Consider the following 25,937-nt stretch of genomic DNA (forward strand, 5'->3'; position numbering starts at 1 on the left):
TAAGGGGGAATTGGAATGGCAAACGTTCATGCATCAATGGCGGGAAATATGTGGAAAATTTTAGTTAATATAGGGGATGAAATTGAGGAAGGACAAGATATTGCAATTTTAGAATCTATGAAAATGGAAATTCCGATTTCTAGTGAACAATCAGGAACGATTGTAAAGTTGAATGTGAAAGAAGGAGAATTTGTAAACGAAGGCGATGTTATTGCTGAAATGGAATAGGAGGATGATGGATGAAGCTTCCTGATTTTGTTGTGATAAAAGAGGTAGGACCTCGTGACGGTTTGCAAAATGAGAAAAAAATTGTAGGAACGAATGATAAATTGGAATGGATTCATCTCCTTTCCGATACAGGACTTTCATATATAGAGGTTTCTTCCTTTGTTCATCCAAAGTGGATTCCGGCTTTAGCGGATGCAACGGACGTCTTTGCTAATTTGGAACGAAAAGCTGATATCACATATGCGGCTCTCGTTCCGAATGAGCGTGGATTACAGCGTGCCCTAGCAGCAAATGTAGATGAAGTAAGTGTATTTCTTTCTGCTAGTGAGACGCACAATCGCAGCAATATTAATACATCTGTTGCGGATGCACTTAAGTCCATTAAAGAAGTAACTGCAGCTAGCTTACAAGCTGGAAAAAAGGTACGTGGCTACATATCAACTGTGTTCGGCTGCCCTTTTGAAGGTCCTGTCTCGATTTCGGCGGTTATGGAACTTTGTGAGGAATTGCTATCATATGGAATTTATGAAATTTCCCTTGGAGATACGATTGGAGTAGCGAATCCTCTGCAAGTGGAACAGGTACTAGAATCTTTACTTGATAAATTTCCAGCATCATCTCTTGCCCTTCATTTTCATAATACGTATGGTATGGCACTCGCTAATGTACTGCAGTCTCTTGTTATGGGGATTACAACGTTTGATAGTGCCTGCGGAGGATTAGGGGGCTGTCCATATGCACCAGGAGCTTCTGGGAACATTGCGACAAATGATCTCATTCATATGTTACATAGCATGGGGGTACAAACGAATATTGACGAAGACCGTTTTATGATTGCCAGTCAATTCATTGAACGGAAGCTAGATATTCCTTTAAACAGTCATGTACTTCACGCTAAACAGCAGAAAGCAAAAATGGGGTGAATGAGATGCAAGTATTAGAGAATAGTATAGTTGAATATCATACGAATCATGTTGCTATTGTTACGCTAAACCGCCCAAAGCAGGCGAATGCATTATCTCTTTCTTTGTTAGAGGAATTACAAGAGGTATGGAAGCAGTTGAGAGAAAATTCAGATGTACGTGTTGTCATTCTTACCGGAGCGGGAGAAAAGGCATTTTGTGCCGGTGCCGATTTGAAGGAACGAGCTGGAATGAATGAAGCTGAAGTTCGAAGAGCAGTCACACTTATTCGTGAGACAGTAAACCAAGTTGAGCAATTACCACAGCCTGTTATTGCTGCTATTAACGGGATTGCGCTTGGAGGGGGAACGGAGCTTTGCTTAGCTTGCGATATCCGCATTGCTTCTGAAACAGCAACCCTTGGTTTAACAGAAACGTCCCTCGCCATTATTCCGGGAGCGGGTGGAACACAACGGTTACCTCGTCTAGTCGGACTAGGCAGAGCCAAAGAACTCATCTATACAGCAAGACGTATAACAGGTGTCGAAGCAAAGGAATACAGTCTTGTAGAGGATACAGTACAAGCTGACGAACTGCTACCGAAAGCACTGGAAATTGCGGAGCGAATCGCACAAAATGGACCAATTGCTATAAAGGCTGCAAAGCAAGCGATTTCTGAAGGGATGCAGGTTGATCTACAAAGCGGACTGCAGGTTGAAATGAAGGCCTATGAAACAATCATTCCGACAAAGGACCGTTTAGAAGGGCTACAAGCATTTAAAGATAAGCGAAAGCCAATCTATAAGGGGGAGTAATTATGTTAGTTAGGCAGCAAAATCAAGGTACGTTAGATGAACGAGTAGAGAAAATAAAACAAGGCGGAGCGAAAAAGTATCATGAGCAAAATGAAGCAAAGGGAAAGCTGTTTGTTAGAGAGCGCCTGGCTGCCTTATTTGATGATGGTAATGTTGTAGAAGATGCGATGTTTGCCAACTGTGATAGTGCCGATCTCCCTGCGGATGGAGTGGTAACGGCTGTTGGGAAAATACATGGACGTACCGTTTGTGTAATGGCGAATGATTCAACTGTAAAAGCTGGATCTTGGGGCTCTCGTACCGTAGAAAAAATTCTTCGTATTCAAGAAACAGCTGAAAAGCTTCGTGCTCCGTTATTTTATTTAGTCGATTCTGCTGGTGCACGAATCACAGATCAAGTGGAGATGTTTCCAGGACGCCGAGGAGCAGGCCGTATTTTTTACAATCAAGTAAAGTTATCAGGGAAAATTCCACAAATTTGCTTGCTATTTGGTCCTTCTGCAGCTGGAGGAGCCTATATTCCTGCTTTTTGCGATATTGTAATGATGGTAGAAGGAAATGCTTCCATGTACTTAGGCTCACCGCGTATGGCAGAAATGGTAATTGGAGAGAAGGTAACACTAGAGGAAATGGGTGGTGCACGTATGCATTGCTCGGTTTCTGGATGCGGTGACGTTCTATGCAAAACCGAACAAGAAGCATTATTGCTTGCCCGAAAATATATTTCCTATTTTCCAAATCAGTATTTAGAAAAGCCTCCAGTGGCAGCAGCAATCCCGCCTAAAGCATTTGACAAAACATTAGAAGAAATTGTACCGAAAAATCAAAATTCGATGTTTAACATGATGGATCTAATCAATCGTATTATTGATGAAGGTTCGTTTTTTGAAATTAAGAAACTATTTGCTCAGGAGCTGATTACTGGTCTTGCTCGTATTGATGGCAAGCCGGTTGGTATCGTAGCCAATCAGCCTCGAATGAAGGGCGGCGTGCTGTTTCATGATTCGGCAGATAAAGCTGCTAAATTTATTACATTATGTGATGCCTTCCATATTCCGCTCCTATTTTTAGCGGATGTTCCAGGGTTTATGATTGGAACAAAGGTAGAACGAGCTGGGATCATTCGTCATGGTGCAAAGATGATTTCGGCAATGAGTGAAGCAACTGTTCCGAAAATATCTGTTATTGTTCGTAAAGCATATGGAGCAGGTCTATACGCTATGGCAGGCCCAGCATTTGAGCCAGATTGCTGTATCGCACTTCCAACTGCTTCTATAGCCGTTATGGGACCTGAAGCAGCAGTAAATGCCGTTTATGCAAATAAAATTGCTGCGCTGCCTGAGTCTGAACGTCCAGCATTTATTGAAGAAAAGCGTGAGGAATACAATAAAGATATCGATATTTACCATCTTGCATCCGAAATGATCATTGATGGGATTGTTCATCCAAATGAATTACGTAACGAGCTTGTAAAACGTTTTGATACCTATAGTAGCAAAAATCAAGTATTTACAGATCGCAAACATTCTGTTTATCCAGTATAATACTAGCAAATTACGAAGGAAGAGCATAATTTTGCTCTTCCTTCTACTTTTTTGTAGACCGCCTCTTATGTAGCAGCATGATAGGATCAACTGCAGCATATATTGGTACAAGCGTAAGGAGGAGGGACTACAATGAACGGGCTAGAAGCTTTTTTACTGGGGATTATTCAAGGATTAACAGAATTTTTGCCAATTAGCAGTACAGGGCATTTATACTTAGGTCGTCATCTAGTTGGTCTCGATGACGCTGGTTTATTTTTAGATACGATGCTCCATCTTGGAACATTACTTGCTATTTTTATCTACTATAAGAAAGAATGGATTCGTATTATCAAACAACCCTTTAATAAGCTTACCTATCTACTAATTGTGGGAACAATTCCTGCTGTTATTATAGGATTATTATTTAAAGATTTTTTTGAAGAAATATCAAAAACAGGAGTAACAATCGGTTGGGAGTTTTTAGCGACTGGCTGCTTTCTGTACTTGGCTGAAATGGGGAAGGGTGGCAGTAGAAAAATGAAGGATATTACTTATAAGGATGCGCTAATCATTGGTTCCTTTCAGGCATTTGCCATTTTTCCAGCTATCTCTCGATCGGGAATGACCATTGTTGCAGCGTTATGGCGTAAGTTAGACCGTAAAACAGCAGCGTATTTTTCATTTTTATTATCTACTCCAGCAATCATGGGCGCCATCGTACTACAGGCAGCCGATATTTTTCAAGGAAAAGCGGAAAGCATTTCAGGAACATCACTATTCATTGGTACCATCTCAGCAGCTTTTTTTGGATACATAGCCGTTTCATGGATGATTCAGTTTTTAAAGCATCATTCCTTAAAATTGTTTTCCTATTATGTGTGGGCACTCGGTATACTTATACTTACCATGCAATATACTGGTGTTTTCTAAAACAGAACGTTACATAATAGATATAGAATAATGAGTGAGAATAGGGATAAGCCATTGTTATTTTAGATGGAAACATGGTACTCTTTAAATAGATGTTATTTTGTAAAGAAGGGTAGGTATTTCCTTGGGTAATAAAGTAATGAAAGAAATATGGAGCTGGGTTCGTTCCATTGCAATCGCCTTTATACTGGCCTTTCTTACTAGCGTGTTCCTTATTCAGCCATATAAGGTTGAAGGGCATTCTATGGATCCAACATTGCACGACCAAGAACGAATCATGGTTTCAAAACTATCACACACATTTTCGTATCAACCAAACTATGGTGACATTGTTATCATTGATAGCCGTGTTGATCGGCCAAGATCCTTTAAGGATGACATTACAGAAAATGCGCTCTTTCAGCTAGTAACGAATAAACATCAAGATAGCTTTTTATATGTAAAGCGCATTATGGGTAAACCAGGAGATGAAATCGAATTAAAAGATCATAAGTTGTATCGAAACGGTACTCTTGTTGATGAGCCTTACATAAAAGAAGAAATGACAGTTGCAGCAGATGGAAAATGGAAGGTACCTAGCGATCATGTATTTGTAATGGGTGACAATCGAAACAATAGTAGAGATAGTAGAGAAATTGGATTTGTTCCACTCAGCCACGTATTAGGTGAAAAGGTATTTGGATTTTAGCATTAGAGGAACCCTCTAATGCTATTTTTATGGTTTTTTCCCTTCATAGGATAGTTCGTTCTTTACTTATGAGGAAAAAAAAGATACGGTAATTTCATTAGAATTAAAATGAATGAATATTCTAATAGAGATTTATTCATCGTGAATTTGAAAAAAATAGGTAAATGGTAGTAGGAGTGAACTTGGCATGCTGTCAAAACTGAATTATTTCTTGGAAAGAATGATGCCCATCATTACTCCAACAAGTGTAGTCATAGGTGTTCTATTTGCAGATCATTTAAAATCGTTTTCTTTTCTCGTTGCATGGATTTTTGCCTTTATTACGTTTACAGGAAGCTTAGGTTCAAGTTTTCAATCGTTAAAGCGTGTTGTATTGCATCCATTGCCAACGATTATCGTGCTCTTAATTTTACATATCTTAATGCCAATTTGGGCGTGGTTGCTTGGTCATCTTGCCTTTCAAGGAGATCCACTTACGATGACGGGCTTAATTTTAGCAGTTGTCATTCCAACAGGGGTTACGAGCTTAATTTGGGCAACCATCTATAAAGGAAATGCTGTACTGGCCTTGTCAATCATCTTAATTGACACCTTGCTTTCCCCATTAGTAGTTCCCTATAGTATTGCACTTTTAGGCGGCGGATCGGTATCAATGGATGTTTGGCCAATTATGAAAGGTTTATTTGGTATGATCGTATTGCCTTCTATTTTAGGAATGCTATTAAATCAAGTTACATCTGGAAAGGTAAAAACTACATTAGGAAAACCCTTATCCCCATTCTCTAAACTAGGAGTCGGGCTCGTTGTGATGATTAATAGTGCAAATATTGCACCATACCTTGTACATGTGAATCCAAAACTAATTTTCATTTGTATGATGATTCTTCTTATTTCTTTTTCAGGTTATTTGCTTTCTTGGTTCATCGGAACTATGCTGCATTTTGATAAGGAGGACATTGTCACGATTACCTTTACGGGAGGAATGCGAAATATAAGCGCAGGTGCAGTTGTGGCGATCACCTATTTTCCTCCTGCAGTAGCAGTACCTGTAATACTAGGCATGTTATTTCAGCAATCACTAGCATCATTTTATGGTCACTTTCTTGAGCGGCATTATAAAAAGATCGAAATGTCGAAGGTAAGTTAAAGTATTTAACGAATGTAAGAGAGGAGGAGCCATATGATAAGAAATGGCTCCTCCTGTATGTAGAGAAGATGAAAATGGTTTCGAACTATTGCAACCCACTTTGAAATGTACGTACCACTATTCCATCTGAAAATGTAATTTGCGCCATTGTTTTGGGTGCTTTACCTGACCATGCATAGGTAGAGGTTCCTTTTTCTTCTGATTTATCCATCAAATTTCCTTTGCTTCCTAGCAGTTGCTTCACTTCTGAGTATGTACAAATATTCGAACATTTTCGTGAAATGTATTCGTTTTCATTAATTTAGTGTATAATTAACTTGTAAAAGGAATACCCCAATGATTTTTAAGATTAATAGTTATTAAGTGGAGGTGCATGGATTATGACAGGCATGACATTCTTTGAAATTACTTTAGGAGCGTTACTTATTGTCGCATTTCAACTGGTAAATCAACAAAAACGTGTTGCTTTAGTTCCGATTAAAATAGACGAAAGAGAAGACCAACGATAGTTAACTTATAATTTTATGAATATACATAAACTCCAATGTCGAAGAAGATATTGGGGTTTTTATTATGAGTTTGGCTAAGACACCGTAATGTCCGTTAATTGTAAGAGTCAAAGTGTCAAAATGATGACCAACAGAATCATTGTTTTGTACAACTGTGATTCAATTTTGTGCGAAATCCTATTGATTCCCTTGACCCATCCACGGATTTTCATTTTCCCCCTCGTATTCACCTAATATCTCTACATAGCATTTACGGACTTAACTGCGCTTCGGAATTATTCTACTAAATCACTGCCATTTCTTTCATTAGCATCCGTATATTGAACTCCATCTAATCGCTAGATATTAATACTATAAGGAATTCCTTAATATGTTTTGCTAACAGAATCACTATTATGAAATCTTAAAAAGGTCGAGTATGTGTATTGCTGCAACTGTATAAAAATTAGTCTTAGCTTATGGCGCAGTCATTTTTTAAGTGCGGTTATTGAAGCGAGAATCATAGTAAATATTTTTTTACGAGAACCATACACAGCTTTAACATTGGCTTAATGTGGGGTTTACATTATGAAAGTATTCTAAAACAGTAAACAAACAACAAAATATCAAACAAAACAACAACACTAGGAGGAAATCTTAATGCACCGTAAATGGGGAAAGAGGTCTTTTAAATCTATTCAAGTTGTAGTTTTAGGAATGAGTTTACTAGGGTTAGCTGCTTGTGGGACAAAGCAAGAATCTGCTTCTCCCGTCGTTAGTGATCCAAATTCATTATCCGTAGCAGATATTGAAGCAAAAGCAAAGCAAGAAGGGACCATTAACAGTGCTGGTATGCCTAATTCATGGGCTAACTGGGGTGAAACGTGGGATGCCGTAACAAAAAAATATTCATTAAAACATACGGATACAGATTTATCCAGCGCTGAAGAGATTGCTAAATTTGAAGCTGAAAAACAGAATGCAACAGCTGATATTGGTGACGTTGGAATTTCTTTTGGCCCAATTGCTGCACAAAAAGGATTAACCCTTCCATATAAAACCTCTCATTGGGATGAAATACCTAAATGGGCGAAAGATGATAAAGGAAATTGGGTTGTTGGATACCAAGGAACCATCGCATTTCTTACTAATAAAAACCTTGTTAAGAACCCGCCAAAATCTTGGGATGATATTTTAAACGGTAATTACAAAGTAACAATTGGAGATGTTATGCACGGAAACCAGAATCAAATGGGAGTTCTTGCTGCAGCAATGGCATACGGTGGTAATGAATCGAATATTCAGCCAGGACTTGATTTCTTCGCTAAGCTTGCTAAGCAAGGACGCCTAAGTCTAACTGACGCAAAACCGGCTAACATTGAAAAAGGCGAAGTAGAAGTTGCGATTGTGTGGGATTTCAATGCACTAGGTTACGCATCGCAAATTAACCGTGACCAATTTGACGTAAGTATTCCAAAAGAAGGTTCTGTCGTAAGCGGATATACAACCATCATCAACAAATATGCAAAACATCCGTATGCAGCGATGGCGACTAGAGAATATATCTTAAGTGATGAGGGACAAATTAATTTAGCCAAAGGATATGCTCGTCCAATTCGTGATGATGTAAAACTTCCGAAAGATGTAGAAGACAAGTTGGTTCCAAAAGATGAATATAAAAATGTAAAACCAGTTCAAGACCAAGCTGCTTGGGACAAAACTGCTAAAACTTTACCACAACTATGGCAACAAGAGGTGTTAGTAAATGTCAAATAAAGTGATAGCCATTGTCGTTGATGGCATGAGATATGATAAAGCATGTGAGACGTTTGGATATATTCAACATCTTGTTGAAACAAATCAGGCAGCCCTTTACAAAATGAAGTCAGAGCTTCCTAGTCTTTCCCGTCCGTTATATGAAGTATTACTGACAGGTACACCTGCGTCAGTAAACGGAATTACCGCAAATCCAGTTGTTCGCTTATCTACGGAGAAGAGTCTCTTTCATCTTGCGAAAGAAAATAACTTAAGAACAGCCTCTTCAGCTTATTTCTGGGTTAGTGAACTTTACAACCGCGCTCCATTTCATTTTATAGAAGACCGCGAGCAAGAAGATGAGTCTAAGCCTATTCAATACGGAAGATTTTACTGGGATGATTATTATCCAGATAGCCATTTATTGATGGATGGAGAAGCTTTACGCAGAAAGTATGATCCTGACTTTTTATACATTCATCCTATGGGGGTTGATGTAGCAGGAGAAAAGTATGGTTCGGAATCGAAAGAATATCGTGAGCAAATTTTAAAAATGGGAAGCTTACTTGCACAGCTTCTACCTATTTGGATGAAAGAAGGATACCATATTTTAATTACAGCTGATCATGGCATGAGCGAATATGGTAACCATGGCGGAATTACTGATGGTGAACGTGACATACCGCTTTTTATCATTAGCCCTAGAATTGAAACGGGATTCCATGAGGAAGTAGTTCCGCAATTAGCTTTTGCACCGCTCGTATGTGAACTTTTAGATATTGAGCCTACTGATAAAATGATTTCTTATAGACTATCTGCATTAAAGGAAAAGGTATCACTTTAATAAAAACCCATAAGCGGGGGATTCCTTCATCTCCCGCTTACTTTTTTACAAATAATTATTGCCTATGGATCAATCTTTCATCCCTAGACAAAAAATTGTTAGCACATATTGAGGAGCGAAAAATCTTGCAAAAAATAAAAAAACAAAAATTGTATTTATTAGCTTTTTTACTCCCGTTTATTATTTTTATTATTGGTTTTGAAATCGGGCCATTAGTTTCTATGATTAGTGATAGCTTTCATGCAGATGACGGAATCAGCATTACAGTTGATCAATATGCAACTATATTTAAAAGTAAATTTTATTTACAAGCTATTCAGAATAGCGTCACCATTTCATTATGTTCTGCAATAACTTCTATTATAGTAGCCGTTATCGCAGCTTATTCATTTACAAAGTTCTCAAAGAAAGTACAAGATCGTTTACTGATGATTGCTAATATGACCTCCAATTTTGAAGGAATTCCTCTTTCTTTCTCATATATTATTTTACTCGGAAACAATGGGTTGTTTACTTTGCTTTTTGCGAAGATGGGATGGAATGTATTTGGACATTTTAATTTGTATTCCTGGACTGGATTAATTCTTGTTTATGTTTACTTTCAGATTCCTCTTGCTATAATGCTCCTTTATCCATCCTATCAAGGGATTAAACAACAATGGAAAGAAGCTGCAGCATTATTGGGTGCTTCAAAGCTACAATTTTGGCTCCATATTGGTCTACCGATTCTGTTACCTAGTATTGCAGGTATCTTCAGTATTTTATTTGCAAATGCGATGGGTGCTTATGCGACTGCCTATGCATTAGTCGGTAGCAATTACAATTTATTATCATTGCAAATTGCGAATCTCGTTTCCAGTGATGTTACATTAAATCCACAGCTAGGTAGTGCATTAGGTGTTCTTTTAACTTCAACTATGATACTAGCGATGTGGTTTAATCAACGAATGATGCGTCGCATTAGGAGGGATCTACGATGAAGTCGTCATTACATTTCCACAAAATAGTTGTTGGATTACTGATTATTTATTTATTAATTCCGCTAATAGGAACATTTTTATTTTCGATTGCCGGTACGTGGGATCATACTATTTTACCTGAGTCGTTTACGATGAACTGGTACATTCAATTATTTCAAGATGAAAGGTTTTTTGCTGCCTTTGAACGGACACTATTTTTGATTGTTATGTCTGTTGGGCTAAGTATTCTTATTATGCTTCCGACAATTTTCATAGTTACGATATACTTTCGCAAATGGGAAGGATTGCTTCAAGCAGCAGCTATGATTCCTTATGGAATTCCTCCAATTGTTGGAGCTGTCGGGTTAATCAAAATGTATTCGAATGGACCCATCCAAATTTCTGGAACGCCTTGGATTTTGATTGGAGCTTATTTTGTTACAATTTTACCATTTATGTATCAGGGCATTCGGAACAGTCTGCGTACAATTAATGCAGTGGAACTTGTTGATGCAGCCGAGCTATTGGGGGCATCCAAATTCCAAGCTTTTCGAACGGTAGTATTGCCCAATATATTATCTGGTATCCTAGTGTCCACCTTATTATCAGTAGCCCTTTTGTTTAGTGAGTTTTCGTTTGCTAAGCTGCTGGTTGGAGGTCAATTTGAAACCCTTCAAATTTTTCTCTCTGATAAACTAAATGCTAGCGGTCACTTAACAAGTGCAATTGTAATTACGTATTATACGGTAATCTTATTTTTAACAGGGGCGGTATTAAAGCTTACATTTAAAAATCAAAATCCTAATCTGGTAAAAAAGAAACGTAGTTTATCAATATTTAAGAAACAAGCTGCTAAAAAAATGACTGCTTTGGAAGGTGAAAATTCATGAGTTATGTAACCATTGACCAAGTGACTAAGAAATATGAAAATCAAGTCGTATTAAATAATATTTCGTTAACCTTGCAAAAAGGGGAGTTTGCAACCCTTCTTGGGCAAAGTGGATGCGGAAAAAGTACATTATTACGTTCCATTGCAGGACTTGAAGAAGTTGATACAGGCAACATCTTCGTAGATCAAAAAAACATTACTCACTTATCACCGCGTCAACGTGAGGTCGGTATGGTATTCCAGTCATATGCCCTTTTCCCAAATATGACGGTTTTCGATAATATCGCATATGGGCTTAAAATGAAAAAAGAGAAAAATATAAAATCAAGAGTACAAGCCATGATTGACATGGTCGATTTAACTGGGAAAGAAGGATCTTACCCGCATCAATTATCCGGTGGACAGCAGCAGCGGGTAGCTCTAGCACGTGCACTTGTGATGGAACCTAAGGTTTTGCTTTTAGATGAGCCATTAAGCGCATTAGATGCAAAAATCAGAAAGAATTTACAAAAAGAATTAAAGAGAATTCAAAGAGAATTAGAGATTACAACTATCTTTGTTACCCATGATCAGGAAGAAGCCATGACTTTATCTGATAAAGTTTTTATAATGAATCAAGGAAACATTGTACAATCCGGTTCTCCATCAGAAATTTATGTTTCCCCAATCAATACATTTGTTGCTCAATTTATTGGTAATTACAATGTTCTTCATATGGACGTATTTCATAAGTTGATTCGTAGTACGGAATTAAAGGGAAATGAAGTAGCTATTCGCCCTGAAGTATTACAATTGATACCAGTCGGACAAGATATATCAATGCAAGACAATTGGACTGCAAAAGGTTGTATTAAAGATATTTCAATGATAGGGAATGTCTTACGTTACGAAGTGGAAACAGATGGTTCCATTTTTCACGTGGATACTCTTCACCACCAAGGAGCAATATTGGACCAAGGTACACGCGTTCATATGCTTATACCGAAGAAAGAATGCATTGCGTTATAAACTATAAATAATAAGGTGATAAAATGGTCATTTTGCCAGAGGAAAGAAAGAATGAGATTTTACATGAACTCCAAAGAACCGGGAAGGTAAGAGTCACGGACTTGGCGAAACAATTTAATACTTCAGAAGAAACCATTCGTCGTGATTTGGCGATTCTGGAGGAGAAGGGATCATTGAAGAAAGTTTACGGAGGAGCGATTGCAACAATCTTTCAATCTGGGGAGCCTCCATTTTCACATCGTACGACAGTGAATCGAGCAGAAAAAATCAAAATCGGTATAAAAGCAGCAGAACTTATTTCCGATGGCGATGTGATCGTAATTGATGTCGGTACAACCACTGTTGAATTTGCTCATTTTATCGAAAATAAAAAAAATATTACCATATTAACGAATTCTATTCCTGTCTCAGCCGCGTTAATGGAATCCCTCAATCAAAATAAATTTACAGGAGAGATTTTATTACTTGGTGGACAAATTGATCCGAAACAGCAATCTGTAAGTGGTCGCCTAACCGAGCAAATGTTGAATCAATTCAATATTGATAAGGCATTTATTTCAGCAGGTGGTGTTTCGCTTCAAAACGGTGTAAGTAATTATCATTTAAATGAGACACTCGTATCCCGCATCATGGTCGATGTGTCAAAACAAATTATCCTATTAGCTGATCATTCAAAATTAGGTGTCGATACATTCTGTAAAATTTGTCCATTAGAAAAAGTCGATATGATTGTCTGTGATCAACCATTTCCAGAAACATGGAAGAATGATTTGCAAATAAACGAAACCGAATGGATAGAAGCATAGTAGATTATAAAAGGAGATATACAAATGAGTTTAATTGCAATAGACTTAGATGGGACGCTATTAAACCATCAAAATGAAATTAGTAAAGAAAATATAAGGGCAATTCAATATGCGCAAGAAAATGGGATTGAAGTCGTTATATCGACAGGCCGAGCTTATTTTGATGTTCAAAATATTTGTGAAAAGGCCGGGCTTTCTACTTTTGTTATCGGCACAAATGGTGCAACCATTCATTCAAAAGATGAAAAACCTATTTCTTCTACGACTATAGATAAAAGTCATGTCTTATCCATTCTTGGGTGGCTAGATGAACATGGTTTTTACTATGAAGTATTTACAGATAAAGCAATTTACACGCCGAAAAAGATAAGGGATGACTTCTATAACGAGATTCAATGTTTGAAAAAAGAAAACCTAGAACCAGATAGGAAAGAATTAGTTGAAATAGCGGAAAGACAATTTGATCAGTTTGGATATGTTTTAGTAGAAAGTTATCATGATATCCTAAATCGAGATGAAGATTTTTATAATATTCTAGCAGGTTCTTTTGATAAAAAGAAATTAAAAGAAGGATGGGAGCAATTCAAAGAGTTTGATGAGTTAATGGTAGTTTCATCTGCTGATCATAACATTGAAATAACGAGTAAAAACGCTTCAAAAGGAATTGCACTTGAAAAATTAGCTTCATTGATGAATGGTTCCTTACATCAGGCGATGGCAATTGGAGACAGTATCAACGATTTATCAATGCTTCAGAAAGTTGGGCACAGTGTAGCGATGGGAAATGCGAAAGATGAGATAAAGGATGTTTGTAAAGTAACAACTTTAAGAAATGATGAAAATGGTGTAGCACATGCAATATACCAATACCTTAATAAACTTGCAATTGAAAAATAAAAATAATCATAACCTGCTAAAATAGCAGGTTCTTTTGAGGTTACAAGTAACAAAGGAGAGAATCTTTAAATGGCATGGATTTACATTGTGATAGCAGGCCTTTTAGAAATAGTCTGGGTAATTGGTCTTAAATATTCGCAAGGATTTACGGTATTCATTCCGAGTATATTTACTATAGGAATTATTATTTTTAGCTTTTTTTTATTGTCCAAAGCTTTACATACCATACCAGTGGGAACAGGTTATGCAATTTTTACTGGGATGGGTACGATAGGAACGGTAGCTATCGGTGTGATTTTTTGGGGAGAGACAATCAACTTACTTAAAGTATTTTTTATTTTTTTAATGATTTTTGGAATAATCGGGCTTAAAATCATTTCAAAAGATACCCCAGCAGCAAAAGAAGGTAAATGATTTATACAAAGTTAGGTGATGAATATATGGCTTGGATTTTTCTTCTTATCGCAGGATTTGCTGAAATTGGTAGTGTCATAAGCCTTAAGCTGGCTGATGGATTTAAAAAATTTCTACCATCTATGGCTTGTCTCTTTTTCGGGAGCTTAAGCTTTTATTTTCTTTCTTTATCCATAACTGTCCTTCCAATCGGAACCGCTTATGCAATATGGACTGGCATAGGCTCTGTAGGAAGTGTTTTAATAGGAATGATTTTCTTTCATGAACCGAAGGATATAAAACGAATACTTCTAATTATTTGTATTATTATCGGAACTGTTGGTATGAAACTAACTTCAGGATTGTAAAATAAGGCTGAAAAAAACATATAAACGATGAGGGGGAGAAAGATGAATGACTAAGATTGAAGGAAGATCTATAGAAAGTTGGAAAAAAGAATATCCCTTAATAAATAAACTCATTTCAACAAAAGAAGTGTTTTGGGCAAATCCTAAATATGAATTGTTTCGAAAAGGGGTAAAAAAAAGCCAACTCAATGAACAAGATATACGAGATGCTGAAGAAAGATTAAAACGTTTTGCTCCATACATCGCAAAAGTATTTCCTGAAACAAGAAAGGTAAATGGGATTATTGAATCTCCTATCATGGAAATCTCTTCTATGCAACAACAGTTAGAACAAATCCATAAACTCGAATTACCAGGAAAATTTTTATTAAAATGTGACAGTCATCTTCCTATTTCAGGTTCTATTAAAGCAAGAGGCGGTATTTATGAGGTTCTTAAACATGCAGAGGATTTAGCTCTAAAGCAGCAGCTATTAACAGAGCAAGATGATTATTCCATACTAGATAGTGAGAAATTCAAAAACTTCTTCTCTCAATATTCCATCGCAGTAGGATCTACGGGTAACTTAGGACTTAGCATTGGAATTATGAGTGCAAAAATGGGCTTTAACGTAACCGTTCATATGTCAGCAGATGCAAAGAAATGGAAAAAAGACCTTCTCAGAAGTAAAGGAGTAACTGTAATTGAATATAAAGAAGATTACAGTAAAGCCGTAGAAGAAGGGAGAAAGCATGCAAACAACGAACCTAATTGTTATTTCGTTGATGATGAAAATTCCAGCAATCTATTTTTAGGATATGCAGTAGCCGCTTCTCGATTAAAAAAACAATTAGAGGATATGAATATAACGGTAGATGAAAATCACCCCCTATTTGTTTATCTTCCATGCGGCGTAGGAGGCGGTCCAGGGGGAGTTTCCTTTGGTTTAAAATTACTATATCAAGATCATGTACATTGTTTTTTCGCAGAACCTACACACTCGCCATGCATGCTACTTGGTTTAGCAACAGGATTGCATGATAAAGTTTCAGTACAGGATTTTGGTATTGACAACATCACAACAGCAGACGGTCTTGCGGTTGGAAGACCATCTGGTTTTGTCGGAAAGACCATCGAACCTTTTTTAAGCGGCTGTTATACGGTGAGTGATAATGAACTATATAAGCTATTAAGCACATTAATAAATACAGAGAATATTCACCTAGAGCCTTCTGCTTTGGCAAGTGTATATGGTCCAATACAGTTATTTAGAGAAAAAGAAGGACAGGAATATGTAAAGCAGCATAATTTAACGGACAAAATGAAACATGCTACCCACATCATGTGGGCTACAGGTGGCAATATGGTTCCTAAAGAAGTGATGGATGAATATTATAAAAAAGGATTAGAATTATCTAGTATTAGTGGTAACTAATTAAGATGAGCCTAGGGAAGATCATATCCTTTTGTCGCGTACTAAGTTACTTTGCTAGTTGTTCTTTAATGTTATTCATTATAGGAAGTGTTTTTTCTTTATGTGTTGCCACATACACCCCGCGCATTGTGAAGCGGTCGCGTGTTTGGAGTTGGTATAATAGAAAAGCAGTTGATATAGAAAAAATCTATACCATCTGCTTTTTGTTTATAAAAATACCATTTAGGACCGATTTTAGTTAAAATAAACATTGCCTATTTTCACAATAGTTTTTCATAAATTATAAATGTCCAAATGTACTTGTGTTTGATAATAAGTTATTAAGCATGATATAAGTGTATAAGAAGTGGAACATTTGGCTTTATATTTTTTGACCAAGAGTTTGAAGTTGTATCCATAGTGAGAGGATTTGAGTTTGAAATGATAGATAATTTTTGGCGTGATTTACCACGACCATTTTTTGTACTTGCACCAATGGAAGATGTGACAGATGTTGTTTTTCGTCACGTAGTAAGTGAAGCCGGTCGACCGGATGTATTTTTCACAGAGTTTACAAACTCGGATAGCTATTGTCATCCAGAGGGTATGAAAAGTGTGCGTGGCCGTTTGATTTTTACAGAAGATGAACAGCCAATGGTGGCACATATTTGGGGGGATAATCCCGAATATTTCCGGCAAATAAGTATTGGCATGGCAGAGCTAGGATTTAAAGGCATCGATATTAATATGGGCTGCCCTGTACCGAATGTGGCGTCGAGAGGGAAAGGTAGTGGCCTTATTCTGCGTCCAGACGTTGCGGCAGAACTTATTCAAGCAGCAAAAGCGGGCGGACTGCCTGTCAGCGTGAAAACACGACTTGGCTATAAGGATGTAAATGAGTGGGAGGAGTGGCTAACGCATATTTTAAAACAGGATATTGCGAACCTTTCTATTCATTTACGTACAAGAAAGGAAATGAGCCAAGTAGATGCGCATTGGGAGCTAATTCCGGAAATCAAAAGATTACGTGACCGTATCGCACCAAATACGCTACTAACAATCAATGGAGACATTCCTGACCGTCAAACTGGGCTGCAGCTTGCCCAGCAATATGGTATTGATGGCGTTATGATCGGGCGTGGTATTTTTAAAAATCCTTTTGCTTTTGAAAAAGAGCCAAAAGAGCATAGCAGTAAAGAATACCTTGATCTTTTAAGACTGCAGCTTGATCTTCAAGATCAATATGCAGAAGCACTGCCACGTTCAATCACAGGGCTTCATCGCTTTTTCAAAATTTATGTCAAAGGATTCCGTGGAGCTGGTGAATTAAGAAATCAATTGATGAACACGAAATCAACAGATGAAGTGCGTGCATTGCTTGATAACTTTGGAAAAGAATGTTGATGGGACGGGGACAGTGAAATGATGTAACTCTCAAAAAGTTAGAGAAAAAATGAATCACATCAACTCATATGTACTTATCTTATTCAGTTTCAAGTTCCTTTGCAGCCGACAACTTTTGTTTTGATAAAGTCTGTTTTCTGAAAGAAAAAGGTCTTAAGAATGTAATAAACCCACCAGCACCCTTGTGTTGCCACATACACTCTGCACACGTGGAGTGTGTGACCGTCGATGGTTTTAAAAGAAGAAGTAGGAACCCAATAAGGGGTCACCTGCTACTATTCAAATTTCGGGGCTGCAAATTGATAGTGAATGATGGGTGTTCCATCAGTTTTTACTTCGATTCGATTAATTAAGCGATGCACGATTACAAACTGTGGAACATAGCCACTTAACGCAACAAACCCTTTAATATCGTCACCTAAAACAAGAGCAATAGTCATTGACATAATTGCTCCCTTTTCGCAGTTATACACGCGGTGTCATAACTGCGTTATTCATTGTAATTTCCTATTCTTTTCTTAGCTATTACCGCTTGTTTGAATTAGGCTTCATAGACGGTCATTTACTATTCAAAAATTCCCCTAAGCATTTTAATGGTACCAATTTTTCTTTTAGGGAATCTTTTAGGGCGAAAATTTATACGGTAATCAATTACATCCAATAAATATCAAAATACTTAGGGGATACCGCCAACATTTCGGAAACGCTTGTTTCTTAACATAAATTAATATGATTGTTAGGTGAAGTATTCCAATTTAGCATTTGGAAAAAACTTTTCCATATAAGAATAAAGGTGACTTTTTATATCCTCTTCTTCTTCCTTTTGATAAATATATTTGCCAATTCCATATTTTCCCCATTTATATCTTCTCGATGACTCATCCAGTTCTAATTTAGTCATTGGGTAGTTCTTTTCGATCACTTTCTTTGCAGGTTTAGTGAACCTATGTTGAATAAATTCAAAAGTAATATCGTCCCTTGCATCCTTCGGTAACTCGGCATCCAGCCGTTCAAACAAATGATAGTATCCATTCTCCCATCCTTCATGAAGGTAGATAGGTGCCACGATGAACCCTAGTGGGTATCCGGCTCTTGCTACTTTTCCCGCTGCCTCAATCCGTTTCGCTAATGAAGAGGTGCCAGGCTCGAAATTTTTTATCACATAATCTGCGTTGACACTAAACCGAAATCTTGTTTTTCCACCATGTTTAGCATCCAGCAAATGATCAACATAATGAAACTTTGTGACAAAACGCAGCTTGCCATACTCTGATTTCCCAAAATGCTCAATAGCCCGCTTTAACGTATGTGTAAGATGATCAAGTCCAACAATGTCAGAGGTACAAGATGCTTCAAATCGTGTGATTTCCGGTGCTCGTTCTTCCATATACCGATCAGCAGCATATAAAATATCTTCCACATTTACATATGTACGTATGTAAGGCTTTGACCCCATTGTCGTTTGTAAATAACAATAATGGCAATGACCCATACATCCTGTTGCAAAAGGAATTGCGTATTCTGCTGAAGGCTTAGATGTATCAAACTTAAGTGTTTTTCTTACCCCAACCACTAATGTAGATTTTGCAATCCTATACCTTTTAAAATCAGTATCACCCGGTAGGTTTCTGACTTGGTTATGTGAAGTGGTGTAGCGTATTTCTACATCCATTTTTTCAAATTTGTCCTTCAGTTTCTTTCCAAGTGGATATTCCAATGCAGCTGGTTCAAAGTAAACGAGCTGTGGCGTAAATGGTTTATTCATATGATAATCTCCATTCTATTCATATCCAAAATACTGTTCATAGGCCTGCAACGCATCAGCCTCACTTGCGTAAACAGCCATTTCATTTGTTAGTGGATAATATGTTTCATACAGAAATATCGCCAATTCACCAGGATTCTCTGGATTATTCACAACTGCCGCTTCTTGAACATTTGCAACGTCCTGTGTATGTGGATTTCGATAAAAAACATAGACAACATCTCCTGGATTATAGAAGGTATAGTCAAAATTCACGTCCATTCCTTTCACCATCCTTTAAATGTCCTTATTTTTATAACGGAAAAAACGTCGCTAAGGGTGCGAAATAGTAAATTATATTGAAGGCTTATCCGCTATATTTGTAAGCCTTTCAGTGTTTGTATCAGGTTGTCCATAACCGGTAACCTTCCCTGCATGATCCTCATGGTACTTCGATCCTGACCCGGTTGATTACCGGATTGCCCTCTATGTTTCTCGCCATTTGTACGTTGCTGGTTTGACAATATAAGCATCTCCTTGCTCATTAGCATTTGTTACATTCCCTGAAGTTATTCGAAGCATATAAAAAGAGTGAAAAATAACATTTTCCAATTCCTCATTGAAACCTAGGTATTTTATTCTTTTTGGTTAAAAATAGTATCTGACCTTTTATACAGGAGTGAAGTAAAGATGATTCAATTACAAACAGAAATTGAAGGGAAAAGAGCGTATTTTGGGGCAGTTCGAGATATCTTTCATTCTCATGGATGTAGATTTTGCAGTAATTTTGATTATGACCAAGGGAAATTCGACGCATTGTTATGGCGTGATGGGGGAGAGTCTATTTACCTGAGAGTCCCCATTTATGTTTTGGATGGGGCTTAGATCATATCAGTGCATTGATTGAGTTTGGACCCCCTTTTGTTATTCAATTCATCTCGTGAAGTAACTGTTGTAAATAACGTACATGTTCTCTGTCTTTATCTAATATCGATTCGATTAATTGCTGGCTTTCAAGATCTAAATCCCCTCTTACGATATCTTCTGACACTCGAATCCCATAATAACTCTCACCCTTTAACGCACTCTCAATCATTCCAACAGGGGTTTCTGGAATCATAAATTGACTAAAAAAGCCTTGGACTGATCCAATCAATCCTTCATCATCAACCGGCTTCCCCCCAAGGTTTTGAATCCTTTCCGCAACTTTTAAAGCGTGGTTTTTATGCTCTTGTTGAATCCTTTGAAATTCTCTTCTTATCTCTGGGTCGGTTAACTTTTGTATATGGTGTTCATACGCATGGATTCCCATATATTGTCCCTTTAAAAATTGATTTAATGTTTTCAGAACATCATTACCTGCCAATATAAATCACTTCTTATTTATATAATATTTTTAAAAAGATAGTGAAATTTTTACAGTTTATTTGTCATGGTTTAGTGAAAATTAAAAAGAAACTATTCCATGGGAGGAAAATCAATGATCAATCAAGATTTAAAAGAAAAGGTTGTTAATATCATCTCTAATCACAGGACAGGCACCCTGGCATCAGTTGAAAATAATAAACCTCATTCACGATATATGACATTTTACAATGAGGACATTACATTATATACACCAACGAAAAAGGACACGGAAAAGATTGACGAAATAAAAAATAATCCATACGTATCGGTATTGCTTGGATATGAAGAGAAAGGACAAAACGATGCCCTTGTTGAAATTTTAGGCACTTCATCTATTAATAATACACAATCTTTGAAAGAGAAATTCTGGGAGGAATCGTTTAATAAATGGTTTGATGGTCCAAACGATCCAAACTACGTATTTCTTGAAATACAGCCTGAAACGGTCCGTATATTAAATCTAAACGGTGAACCACCACAAGAATTTTCGTTAAAATACTAATTGGTTAAAAAATTTCCTCATTGGCTCTTTCTAATCATTTTAAATGAAAGGAAGGGCCATCTATGCTTTAATGGTTCTTTTGCCTCTCCTTTCTTGTTGGTCTTCCCATTCACCATTCCACCATTCCACTTGAAATACGTTTGACTCCCCGAATTGAGGCGATCTCTTCTATGAGTTTTAACATTGCAAGGTTCTTCTGCTTAGCTTCAATCATAATGTCAAAGTCTTGATCCAGCATCTTTGTCATTTTTAAGAAAGGAAGGATAAAATCTAAAGAGACAAAATCAGCATGTGAACGATAGGATTGTTCTGATTTTGGTGACGAAATATTGAAAAACGATATAAACGGATTTCGTGGGTGATATTATAATACAAAATTCTTTTGGTATGCTGTAAATTTTGTGCTGTTACAGATTTAAGTTTGTCCATTCGCTCACTTTTAGAAAGAGCTGAATAGCGAGAAAGGTCAAAGTTTTGGAAGGGCTTGCGTCCCATAAACCCAATGCATTAGCTACATACCCAAAACGGATCTTCATCTATTTTTCTCCTTCATTAAAATGACTAAAACTTCAACGAATAATTTCCCAGTATATTGCGTCTTAAAGAACTAAATTATTTTGATTAACATATGCTTTCTTATAATTATTTTCTTAATGAAAGAAGTTGTCACTATGAGCAAATTTAATGCATCGAAATTAAGTACTAAATATTTGCCATCTACCACTTAATATATGCCTGTCAAAGGTCGAAAATATGTAAGATTTTTTTACCTATTTGTAGAAGTATGACTGTGGTACGGGCTGCCCGTTCATCCAATTTAGTGGTATTTGATTTAAAACCAAATTTTGTAGTAGCACAATATCTGCATACATATAATTTACTCAGAAACAGGTGTATTTTTTTGAATATAGTTCAGAAAAATAACCTCTTGGCTATTAGGTGTAAAACTAGAATAAGGAGCTGTGTATACAGCTCTTTTTCTTAATACAGATAATTGATCTTTCTTAGATTAGTAAACTTACTAGTACTAATAAATTATATATATTTTATCTTTTGTGAGGTGAATAACGTTGCAACTTCAGGTAATGAATAGTCCGTTTAATCAGGAGCAGGCTGAACTCCTTAATCGACTTCTGCCTACCTTGACAGATTCTCAAAAAGTCTGGCTGAGTGGTTATCTTGCTGCGTCCCAGTCTACTTTCGTTACGAGCACATCAGAATCAAAGGCGGCAGAAGTTTCTGCTTTGAGCACCGGGCAGATTTCAAATGAAGCGATTATTCTTTACGGATCGCAGACGGGAAACGCACAGAGGCTAGCGGAGAATGCAGGCAGGACGCTTGCGGGGCGCGGCTTTCAAATAACCGTTTCCGCCATGAGTGATTTTAAGCCAAACAATTTGAAAAAAGTCCAGAATCTACTTATTGTGGTGAGCACACATGGAGAAGGAGCCCCGCCGGATAACGCGCTGTCGTTCCATGAGTTTCTTCATGGCAGACGGGCTCCAAAGCTTGACGAACTTTACTTTTCTGTTTTGTCACTTGGAGACAGCTCATATGAGTTCTTCTGTAAGACGGGAAAAGAATTCGATAAACGGCTGGAAGAACTAGGCGGCACACGATTGTTTCCACGCGTTGACTGTGATCTTGACTATGATGAACCGGCAGCCAAATGGCTTGAGGGAGTCCTTGGTGGGTTAAGTGAATCTCAAGGCGGAAGTACTGCACTAGTTCCGGCACCAGTAACTCAAGCTGCTGAAACGGCGTATTCAAGAACTAATCCTTTTCATGCAGAAGTGCTTGAAAATATAAATTTAAATGGGCGCGGCTCGAATAAAGAAACGCGTCACCTGGAGTTATCACTTGAAGGATCAGGCATTACGTTTGAACCGGGAGACAGCCTAGGTATTTATCCAGAAAACGATCCAGCTCTTGTTGATATGCTTCTTGCGGAAATGAAATGGGATCCGGAAGAAATTGTGATGATCAATAAACAAGGAGACGTTCGTCCGCTTAAAGATGCTCTCATCTCTCATTTTGAAATTACCGTTTTAACAAAACCGCTTCTGAAGCAGGCAGTGCAGCTTTCAGCGAATGAGGATTTACAAAAGCTAATATCGCCAGGTAATGAAGAAAAATTAAAAGCGTATCTTAAAGGACGCGATTTACTTGATATGGTTCGTGATTTTGGTCCATGGAGTAAAACGGCGCAAGGATTTATCTCAATTCTCCGAAAAATGCCCGCCCGACTTTATTCAATCGCGAGCAGCTTATCTGCAAATCCAGATGAAGTGCACTTGACAATCGGCACCGTCCGATATCATACACACGGGCGTGAACGAAAAGGCGTCTGCTCCATTTTATGTGCGGAACGTCTGCAGCCTGGGGACACACTGCCGATTTTTATTCAGTATAACCCAAACTTTAAACTGATAAAGAACCAAAATACGCCGATCATCATGGTTGGACCGGGAACAGGTATTGCGCCATTCCGTTCCTTTATGCAGGAGCGCGAAGAAATAGGAGTCGAAGGGAAATCATGGTTGTTCTTCGGCGACCAGCATTTCGTGACGGATTTCCTTTACCAGACCGAATGGCAAAAATGGCTGAAAAATGGTGTGCTGACGAAAATGGATGTCGCGTTTTCTCGTGACACAGATGAAAAAGTGTATGTACAGAATCGTATGCTTGAACATAGCCCAGAATTGTTCGAATGGCTTCAAGAAGGAGCAGCGGTCTACATTTGCGGAGACGAGAAAAACATGGCACATGATGTTCATAACACCCTGATTGCGATTATCGAAAACGAAGGTGGCATGAGCCGTGAAAAAGCGGAAGACTACCTTGCCAATATGCAACAGCAAAAACGTTACCAACGTGACGTATACTGATTATGAAAGGAGTTGTATCGACATGGGAAACCAAAAATTACAAGCGCCGAACGGCCCGCCAAGCGATGTAGAGCGGATTAAAGCAGAAAGTAACTATTTACGAGGAACGCTTAGGGAAACGATGGTGGATCGGATCAGCGCGGGTATTTCCGAAGATGACAATCGCCTGATGAAATTTCATGGGAGCTACATGCAGGATGACCGAGATCTTCGTAATGAGCGCCAAAAGCAAAAACTTGAACCTGCGTATCAGTTCATGCTGCGCGTACGTACACCAGGTGGTATAACAACACCGGAGCAATGGCATGTTATCGATGAACTTGCTCAAAAATATGGAAATGGCACCATAAAATTGACAACACGTCAGGCGTTTCAAATGCATGGTATTTTAAAATGGAATATGAAAAAAACGATTCAGGGGATCCATGCATCCCTTTTGGATACGATCTCGGCGTGTGGCGACGTGAACCGGAACGTCATGTGCAACCCCAATCCATATCAATCTGAGATTCATTCCGAAGTATATGAATGGGCGAAAGGATTGAGTGATTATTTATTGCCGCGAACAAGAGCATATCATGAAATTTGGCTTGATGAAGAAAAAATGGCCGGTACGCCGGAAATAGAAGAAGTCGAACCAATGTACGGAGCGCTTTATTTGCCGCGTAAGTTTAAGATTGGGATTGCCGTTCCGCCATCGAATGATATTGACGTCTTTTCACAGGATCTTGGATTAATAGCGGTTGTGGAAGATGGAAAACTTAATGGTTTTAATGTGGCGATTGGTGGCGGTATGGGTATGACGCACGGAGACAAAGAGACGTATCCACAGCTGGCCAAAGTAATTGGCTTCTGTACGCCGGACCAAATTCCTGATGTGGCGGAAAAAGTTATTACGATTCAGCGCGACTATGGAAATCGTTCCGTCCGCAAAAATGCCCGGTTCAAGTACACAGTTGACCGTCTTGGTCTGGAAACAGTCAAAGCTGAACTCGAAAATCGCCTTGGTTGGAACCTAGAAGAAGCAAAGCCGTATCATTTTGACCATAACGGCGACCGTTACGGCTGGGTTAAGGGCACTCAAGGAAGCTGGCATTTTACACTATTTGTTCAAGGCGGCAGGATCTCGGATAGTAATGAATACAAATTGATGACCGGCTTACGCGAAATTGCCAAAATCCATACTGGTGATTTCCGTCTCACGGCAAATCAAAACCTGGTCATTGCCAATGTATCAAGCCAGAAAAAGAAAAAGATTAGCGAACTTATCGAACAATTCGGTTTGACGGATGGCAAGAATTATACCGCACTCCGACGCAGCTCGCTTGCGTGTGTCGCTCTGCCAACGTGCGGACTTGCGATGGCGGAAGCAGAACGATATTTACCGTCTCTCCTTGAGAAAGTCGAGACCATTGTTGATGAAAATGGCCTGCGGAACGAAGAAATTACCATACGTATGACCGGCTGCCCGAACGGCTGTGTACGTCCGGCTCTCGGTGAAATTGCCTTTATCGGAAAAGCACCTAGTAAATACAATATGTATCTCGGTGCAGCCTTTAATGGCAGTCGCCTAAGCAAGATATACCGTGAAAACATAGGTGAAGAAGAAATTTTGAGCGAACTGCGTATGCTTCTTACCCGCTACGCGAAAGAACGACAGGAAGGCGAGCACTTCGGTGACTTTGTCATACGCGTCGGTATCGTTAAAGCAGTGACAGACGGAACGAATTTTCATGATTGATTAAGGTGCATTTGAGACAGGAATTAATTCCTGTCTCAAATGCACATCATTGCTTCTAGTCCACTTAGAATATAAGCGCATCGACAGGTTAATGCAAAAAAAGAGTTACATAAAAAACCATAAAATCAATTCATATCGGGGTTTTTGAACCTGAAATGAACCCTACTAGGCTTCTTACAATCCTGTTAGCACAAAATAATTTAATCTGAATTAAA

General features: G+C 38.1%; 28 protein-coding genes and 1 pseudogene. 23 read left to right on the forward strand and 6 right to left on the reverse strand.

Going from position 1 to position 25,937, the window contains the following annotated elements:
- Nucleotides 1-15 precede the first annotated feature (15 nt).
- The 7 genes from ACM5BR_RS04115 (at nucleotide 16) to ACM5BR_RS04145 (ending at nucleotide 6,236) form a co-directional block, all read left to right on the forward strand.
- Nucleotides 16-228, forward strand: coding sequence for an acetyl-CoA carboxylase biotin carboxyl carrier protein subunit (locus ACM5BR_RS04115; RefSeq protein ID WP_416826126.1), 213 nt, complete (start codon nucleotides 16-18; stop codon nucleotides 226-228).
- 11 nt (nucleotides 229-239) lie between these two features.
- Complete coding sequence (locus ACM5BR_RS04120; protein WP_416826128.1) at nucleotides 240-1,151, forward strand: hydroxymethylglutaryl-CoA lyase; 912 nt, start codon at nucleotides 240-242, stop codon at nucleotides 1,149-1,151.
- A 5-nt stretch (nucleotides 1,152-1,156) separates the two neighbouring features.
- Nucleotides 1,157-1,945 (forward strand): enoyl-CoA hydratase, encoded by a 789-nt coding sequence (locus tag ACM5BR_RS04125; protein WP_416826130.1) that lies wholly within the window; start codon nucleotides 1,157-1,159, stop codon nucleotides 1,943-1,945.
- Between the two features lie 2 nt (nucleotides 1,946-1,947).
- Nucleotides 1,948-3,489: an acyl-CoA carboxylase subunit beta gene (locus tag ACM5BR_RS04130; protein WP_416826132.1), complete on the forward strand. Its 1,542-nt coding sequence runs from the start codon at nucleotides 1,948-1,950 to the stop codon at nucleotides 3,487-3,489.
- Between the two features lie 132 nt (nucleotides 3,490-3,621).
- A complete protein-coding gene (locus ACM5BR_RS04135; RefSeq protein WP_416826134.1) occupies nucleotides 3,622-4,401 on the forward strand; it encodes an undecaprenyl-diphosphate phosphatase in 780 nt (259 codons plus the stop codon).
- 139 nt (nucleotides 4,402-4,540) lie between these two features.
- Nucleotides 4,541-5,089, forward strand: coding sequence for a signal peptidase I (gene lepB, locus ACM5BR_RS04140; RefSeq protein ID WP_416827831.1), 549 nt, complete (start codon nucleotides 4,541-4,543; stop codon nucleotides 5,087-5,089).
- 187 nt (nucleotides 5,090-5,276) lie between these two features.
- Entirely contained in the window at nucleotides 5,277-6,236 is a 960-nt protein-coding gene (locus tag ACM5BR_RS04145; RefSeq protein WP_416826136.1) for a bile acid:sodium symporter family protein, read from the forward strand.
- A gap of 85 nt (nucleotides 6,237-6,321) precedes the next feature.
- Here the strand turns inward: ACM5BR_RS04145 and ACM5BR_RS04150 are convergent, their stop codons facing one another.
- Entirely contained in the window at nucleotides 6,322-6,447 is a 126-nt protein-coding gene (locus ACM5BR_RS04150) for a hypothetical protein (protein ID WP_416826138.1), read from the reverse strand.
- A 169-nt stretch (nucleotides 6,448-6,616) separates the two neighbouring features.
- Here ACM5BR_RS04150 and ACM5BR_RS04155 point away from each other — a divergent pair, with 169 nt between their 5' ends.
- The 12 genes from ACM5BR_RS04155 (at nucleotide 6,617) to ACM5BR_RS04210 (ending at nucleotide 17,440) form a co-directional block, all read left to right on the forward strand.
- Nucleotides 6,617-6,745, forward strand: coding sequence for a hypothetical protein (locus ACM5BR_RS04155; protein WP_416826140.1), 129 nt, complete (start codon nucleotides 6,617-6,619; stop codon nucleotides 6,743-6,745).
- A gap of 696 nt (nucleotides 6,746-7,441) precedes the next feature.
- Nucleotides 7,442-8,500 (forward strand): ABC transporter substrate-binding protein, encoded by a 1,059-nt coding sequence (locus ACM5BR_RS04160; protein WP_416827832.1) that lies wholly within the window; start codon nucleotides 7,442-7,444, stop codon nucleotides 8,498-8,500.
- Complete coding sequence (locus ACM5BR_RS04165) at nucleotides 8,490-9,323, forward strand: alkaline phosphatase family protein (RefSeq protein WP_416826142.1); 834 nt, start codon at nucleotides 8,490-8,492, stop codon at nucleotides 9,321-9,323. The genes ACM5BR_RS04160 and ACM5BR_RS04165 overlap by 11 nt, the downstream gene beginning before the upstream one ends.
- A 125-nt stretch (nucleotides 9,324-9,448) precedes the next feature.
- Nucleotides 9,449-10,303, forward strand: a complete 855-nt coding sequence (locus tag ACM5BR_RS04170) for an ABC transporter permease (RefSeq protein ID WP_416826143.1) — start codon at nucleotides 9,449-9,451, stop codon at nucleotides 10,301-10,303.
- Nucleotides 10,300-11,172: an ABC transporter permease gene (locus ACM5BR_RS04175; protein WP_416826145.1), complete on the forward strand. Its 873-nt coding sequence runs from the start codon at nucleotides 10,300-10,302 to the stop codon at nucleotides 11,170-11,172. The genes ACM5BR_RS04170 and ACM5BR_RS04175 overlap by 4 nt, the downstream gene beginning before the upstream one ends.
- Nucleotides 11,169-12,179 (forward strand): ABC transporter ATP-binding protein, encoded by a 1,011-nt coding sequence (locus ACM5BR_RS04180; protein ID WP_416826147.1) that lies wholly within the window; start codon nucleotides 11,169-11,171, stop codon nucleotides 12,177-12,179. The genes ACM5BR_RS04175 and ACM5BR_RS04180 overlap by 4 nt, the downstream gene beginning before the upstream one ends.
- A 23-nt stretch (nucleotides 12,180-12,202) precedes the next feature.
- Nucleotides 12,203-12,985: a DeoR/GlpR family DNA-binding transcription regulator gene (locus tag ACM5BR_RS04185; RefSeq protein WP_416826149.1), complete on the forward strand. Its 783-nt coding sequence runs from the start codon at nucleotides 12,203-12,205 to the stop codon at nucleotides 12,983-12,985.
- Between the two features lie 24 nt (nucleotides 12,986-13,009).
- Complete coding sequence (locus ACM5BR_RS04190; protein ID WP_416826150.1) at nucleotides 13,010-13,882, forward strand: Cof-type HAD-IIB family hydrolase; 873 nt, start codon at nucleotides 13,010-13,012, stop codon at nucleotides 13,880-13,882.
- Between the two features lie 69 nt (nucleotides 13,883-13,951).
- Nucleotides 13,952-14,296: a DMT family transporter gene (locus ACM5BR_RS04195; RefSeq protein ID WP_416826152.1), complete on the forward strand. Its 345-nt coding sequence runs from the start codon at nucleotides 13,952-13,954 to the stop codon at nucleotides 14,294-14,296.
- A gap of 26 nt (nucleotides 14,297-14,322) precedes the next feature.
- Nucleotides 14,323-14,643, forward strand: a complete 321-nt coding sequence (locus ACM5BR_RS04200) for a DMT family transporter (protein WP_416826154.1) — start codon at nucleotides 14,323-14,325, stop codon at nucleotides 14,641-14,643.
- Nucleotides 14,644-14,689: 46 nt separating this feature from the next.
- Nucleotides 14,690-16,057: a D-serine ammonia-lyase gene (locus tag ACM5BR_RS04205; RefSeq protein ID WP_416826155.1), complete on the forward strand. Its 1,368-nt coding sequence runs from the start codon at nucleotides 14,690-14,692 to the stop codon at nucleotides 16,055-16,057.
- Nucleotides 16,058-16,477: 420 nt separating this feature from the next.
- Entirely contained in the window at nucleotides 16,478-17,440 is a 963-nt protein-coding gene (locus ACM5BR_RS04210) for a tRNA dihydrouridine synthase (RefSeq protein WP_416826157.1), read from the forward strand.
- A 275-nt stretch (nucleotides 17,441-17,715) separates the two neighbouring features.
- Here ACM5BR_RS04210 and ACM5BR_RS04215 read toward each other — a convergent pair whose 3' ends face one another.
- From ACM5BR_RS04215 to ACM5BR_RS04225, 3 genes are all read right to left on the reverse strand, one after another.
- Nucleotides 17,716-17,886 (reverse strand): hypothetical protein, encoded by a 171-nt coding sequence (locus ACM5BR_RS04215; protein WP_416826159.1) that lies wholly within the window; start codon nucleotides 17,884-17,886, stop codon nucleotides 17,716-17,718.
- 290 nt (nucleotides 17,887-18,176) lie between these two features.
- Nucleotides 18,177-19,205 (reverse strand): spore photoproduct lyase, encoded by a 1,029-nt coding sequence (gene splB, locus ACM5BR_RS04220; protein ID WP_416826161.1) that lies wholly within the window; start codon nucleotides 19,203-19,205, stop codon nucleotides 18,177-18,179.
- A gap of 15 nt (nucleotides 19,206-19,220) precedes the next feature.
- Entirely contained in the window at nucleotides 19,221-19,466 is a 246-nt protein-coding gene (locus tag ACM5BR_RS04225) for a transcriptional regulator SplA domain-containing protein (RefSeq protein WP_416826163.1), read from the reverse strand.
- A 408-nt stretch (nucleotides 19,467-19,874) separates the two neighbouring features.
- On the opposite strand from ACM5BR_RS04225, the gene ACM5BR_RS04230 reads away from it, so the two are divergent.
- Entirely contained in the window at nucleotides 19,875-20,069 is a 195-nt protein-coding gene (locus ACM5BR_RS04230) for a YugN family protein (protein ID WP_416826165.1), read from the forward strand.
- A gap of 43 nt (nucleotides 20,070-20,112) precedes the next feature.
- Here the strand turns inward: ACM5BR_RS04230 and ACM5BR_RS04235 are convergent, their stop codons facing one another.
- Nucleotides 20,113-20,550, reverse strand: coding sequence for a ferritin-like domain-containing protein (locus ACM5BR_RS04235; RefSeq protein WP_416826167.1), 438 nt, complete (start codon nucleotides 20,548-20,550; stop codon nucleotides 20,113-20,115).
- 114 nt (nucleotides 20,551-20,664) lie between these two features.
- Between ACM5BR_RS04235 and ACM5BR_RS04240 the strand changes: the two genes are divergently transcribed.
- The gene (locus tag ACM5BR_RS04240; protein WP_416826169.1) at nucleotides 20,665-21,093 is read left to right on the forward strand and encodes a pyridoxamine 5'-phosphate oxidase family protein; all 429 of its coding nucleotides are present in this window, start codon (nucleotides 20,665-20,667) and stop codon (nucleotides 21,091-21,093) included.
- A gap of 109 nt (nucleotides 21,094-21,202) precedes the next feature.
- On the opposite strand, the pseudogene ACM5BR_RS04245 reads toward ACM5BR_RS04240, so the two are convergent.
- Nucleotides 21,203-21,629: pseudogene (locus ACM5BR_RS04245) on the reverse strand (hypothetical protein).
- A gap of 534 nt (nucleotides 21,630-22,163) precedes the next feature.
- Here ACM5BR_RS04245 and ACM5BR_RS04250 point away from each other — a divergent pair.
- Nucleotides 22,164-23,981: an assimilatory sulfite reductase (NADPH) flavoprotein subunit gene (locus ACM5BR_RS04250; RefSeq protein ID WP_416826171.1), complete on the forward strand. Its 1,818-nt coding sequence runs from the start codon at nucleotides 22,164-22,166 to the stop codon at nucleotides 23,979-23,981.
- 22 nt (nucleotides 23,982-24,003) lie between these two features.
- Nucleotides 24,004-25,722 carry an assimilatory sulfite reductase (NADPH) hemoprotein subunit gene (cysI, locus tag ACM5BR_RS04255; protein WP_416826173.1) on the forward strand — a complete coding sequence of 573 codons (1,719 nt, stop codon included), beginning with the start codon at nucleotides 24,004-24,006 and terminating at the stop codon, nucleotides 25,720-25,722.
- Nucleotides 25,723-25,937: the final 215 nt, after the last annotated feature.

Origin of the sequence: Ectobacillus polymachus (genome assembly GCF_048159605.1) — a bacterium.
GTDB classification, from domain to species: Bacteria; Bacillota; Bacilli; order Bacillales; family Bacillaceae_G; genus Ectobacillus; species Ectobacillus polymachus.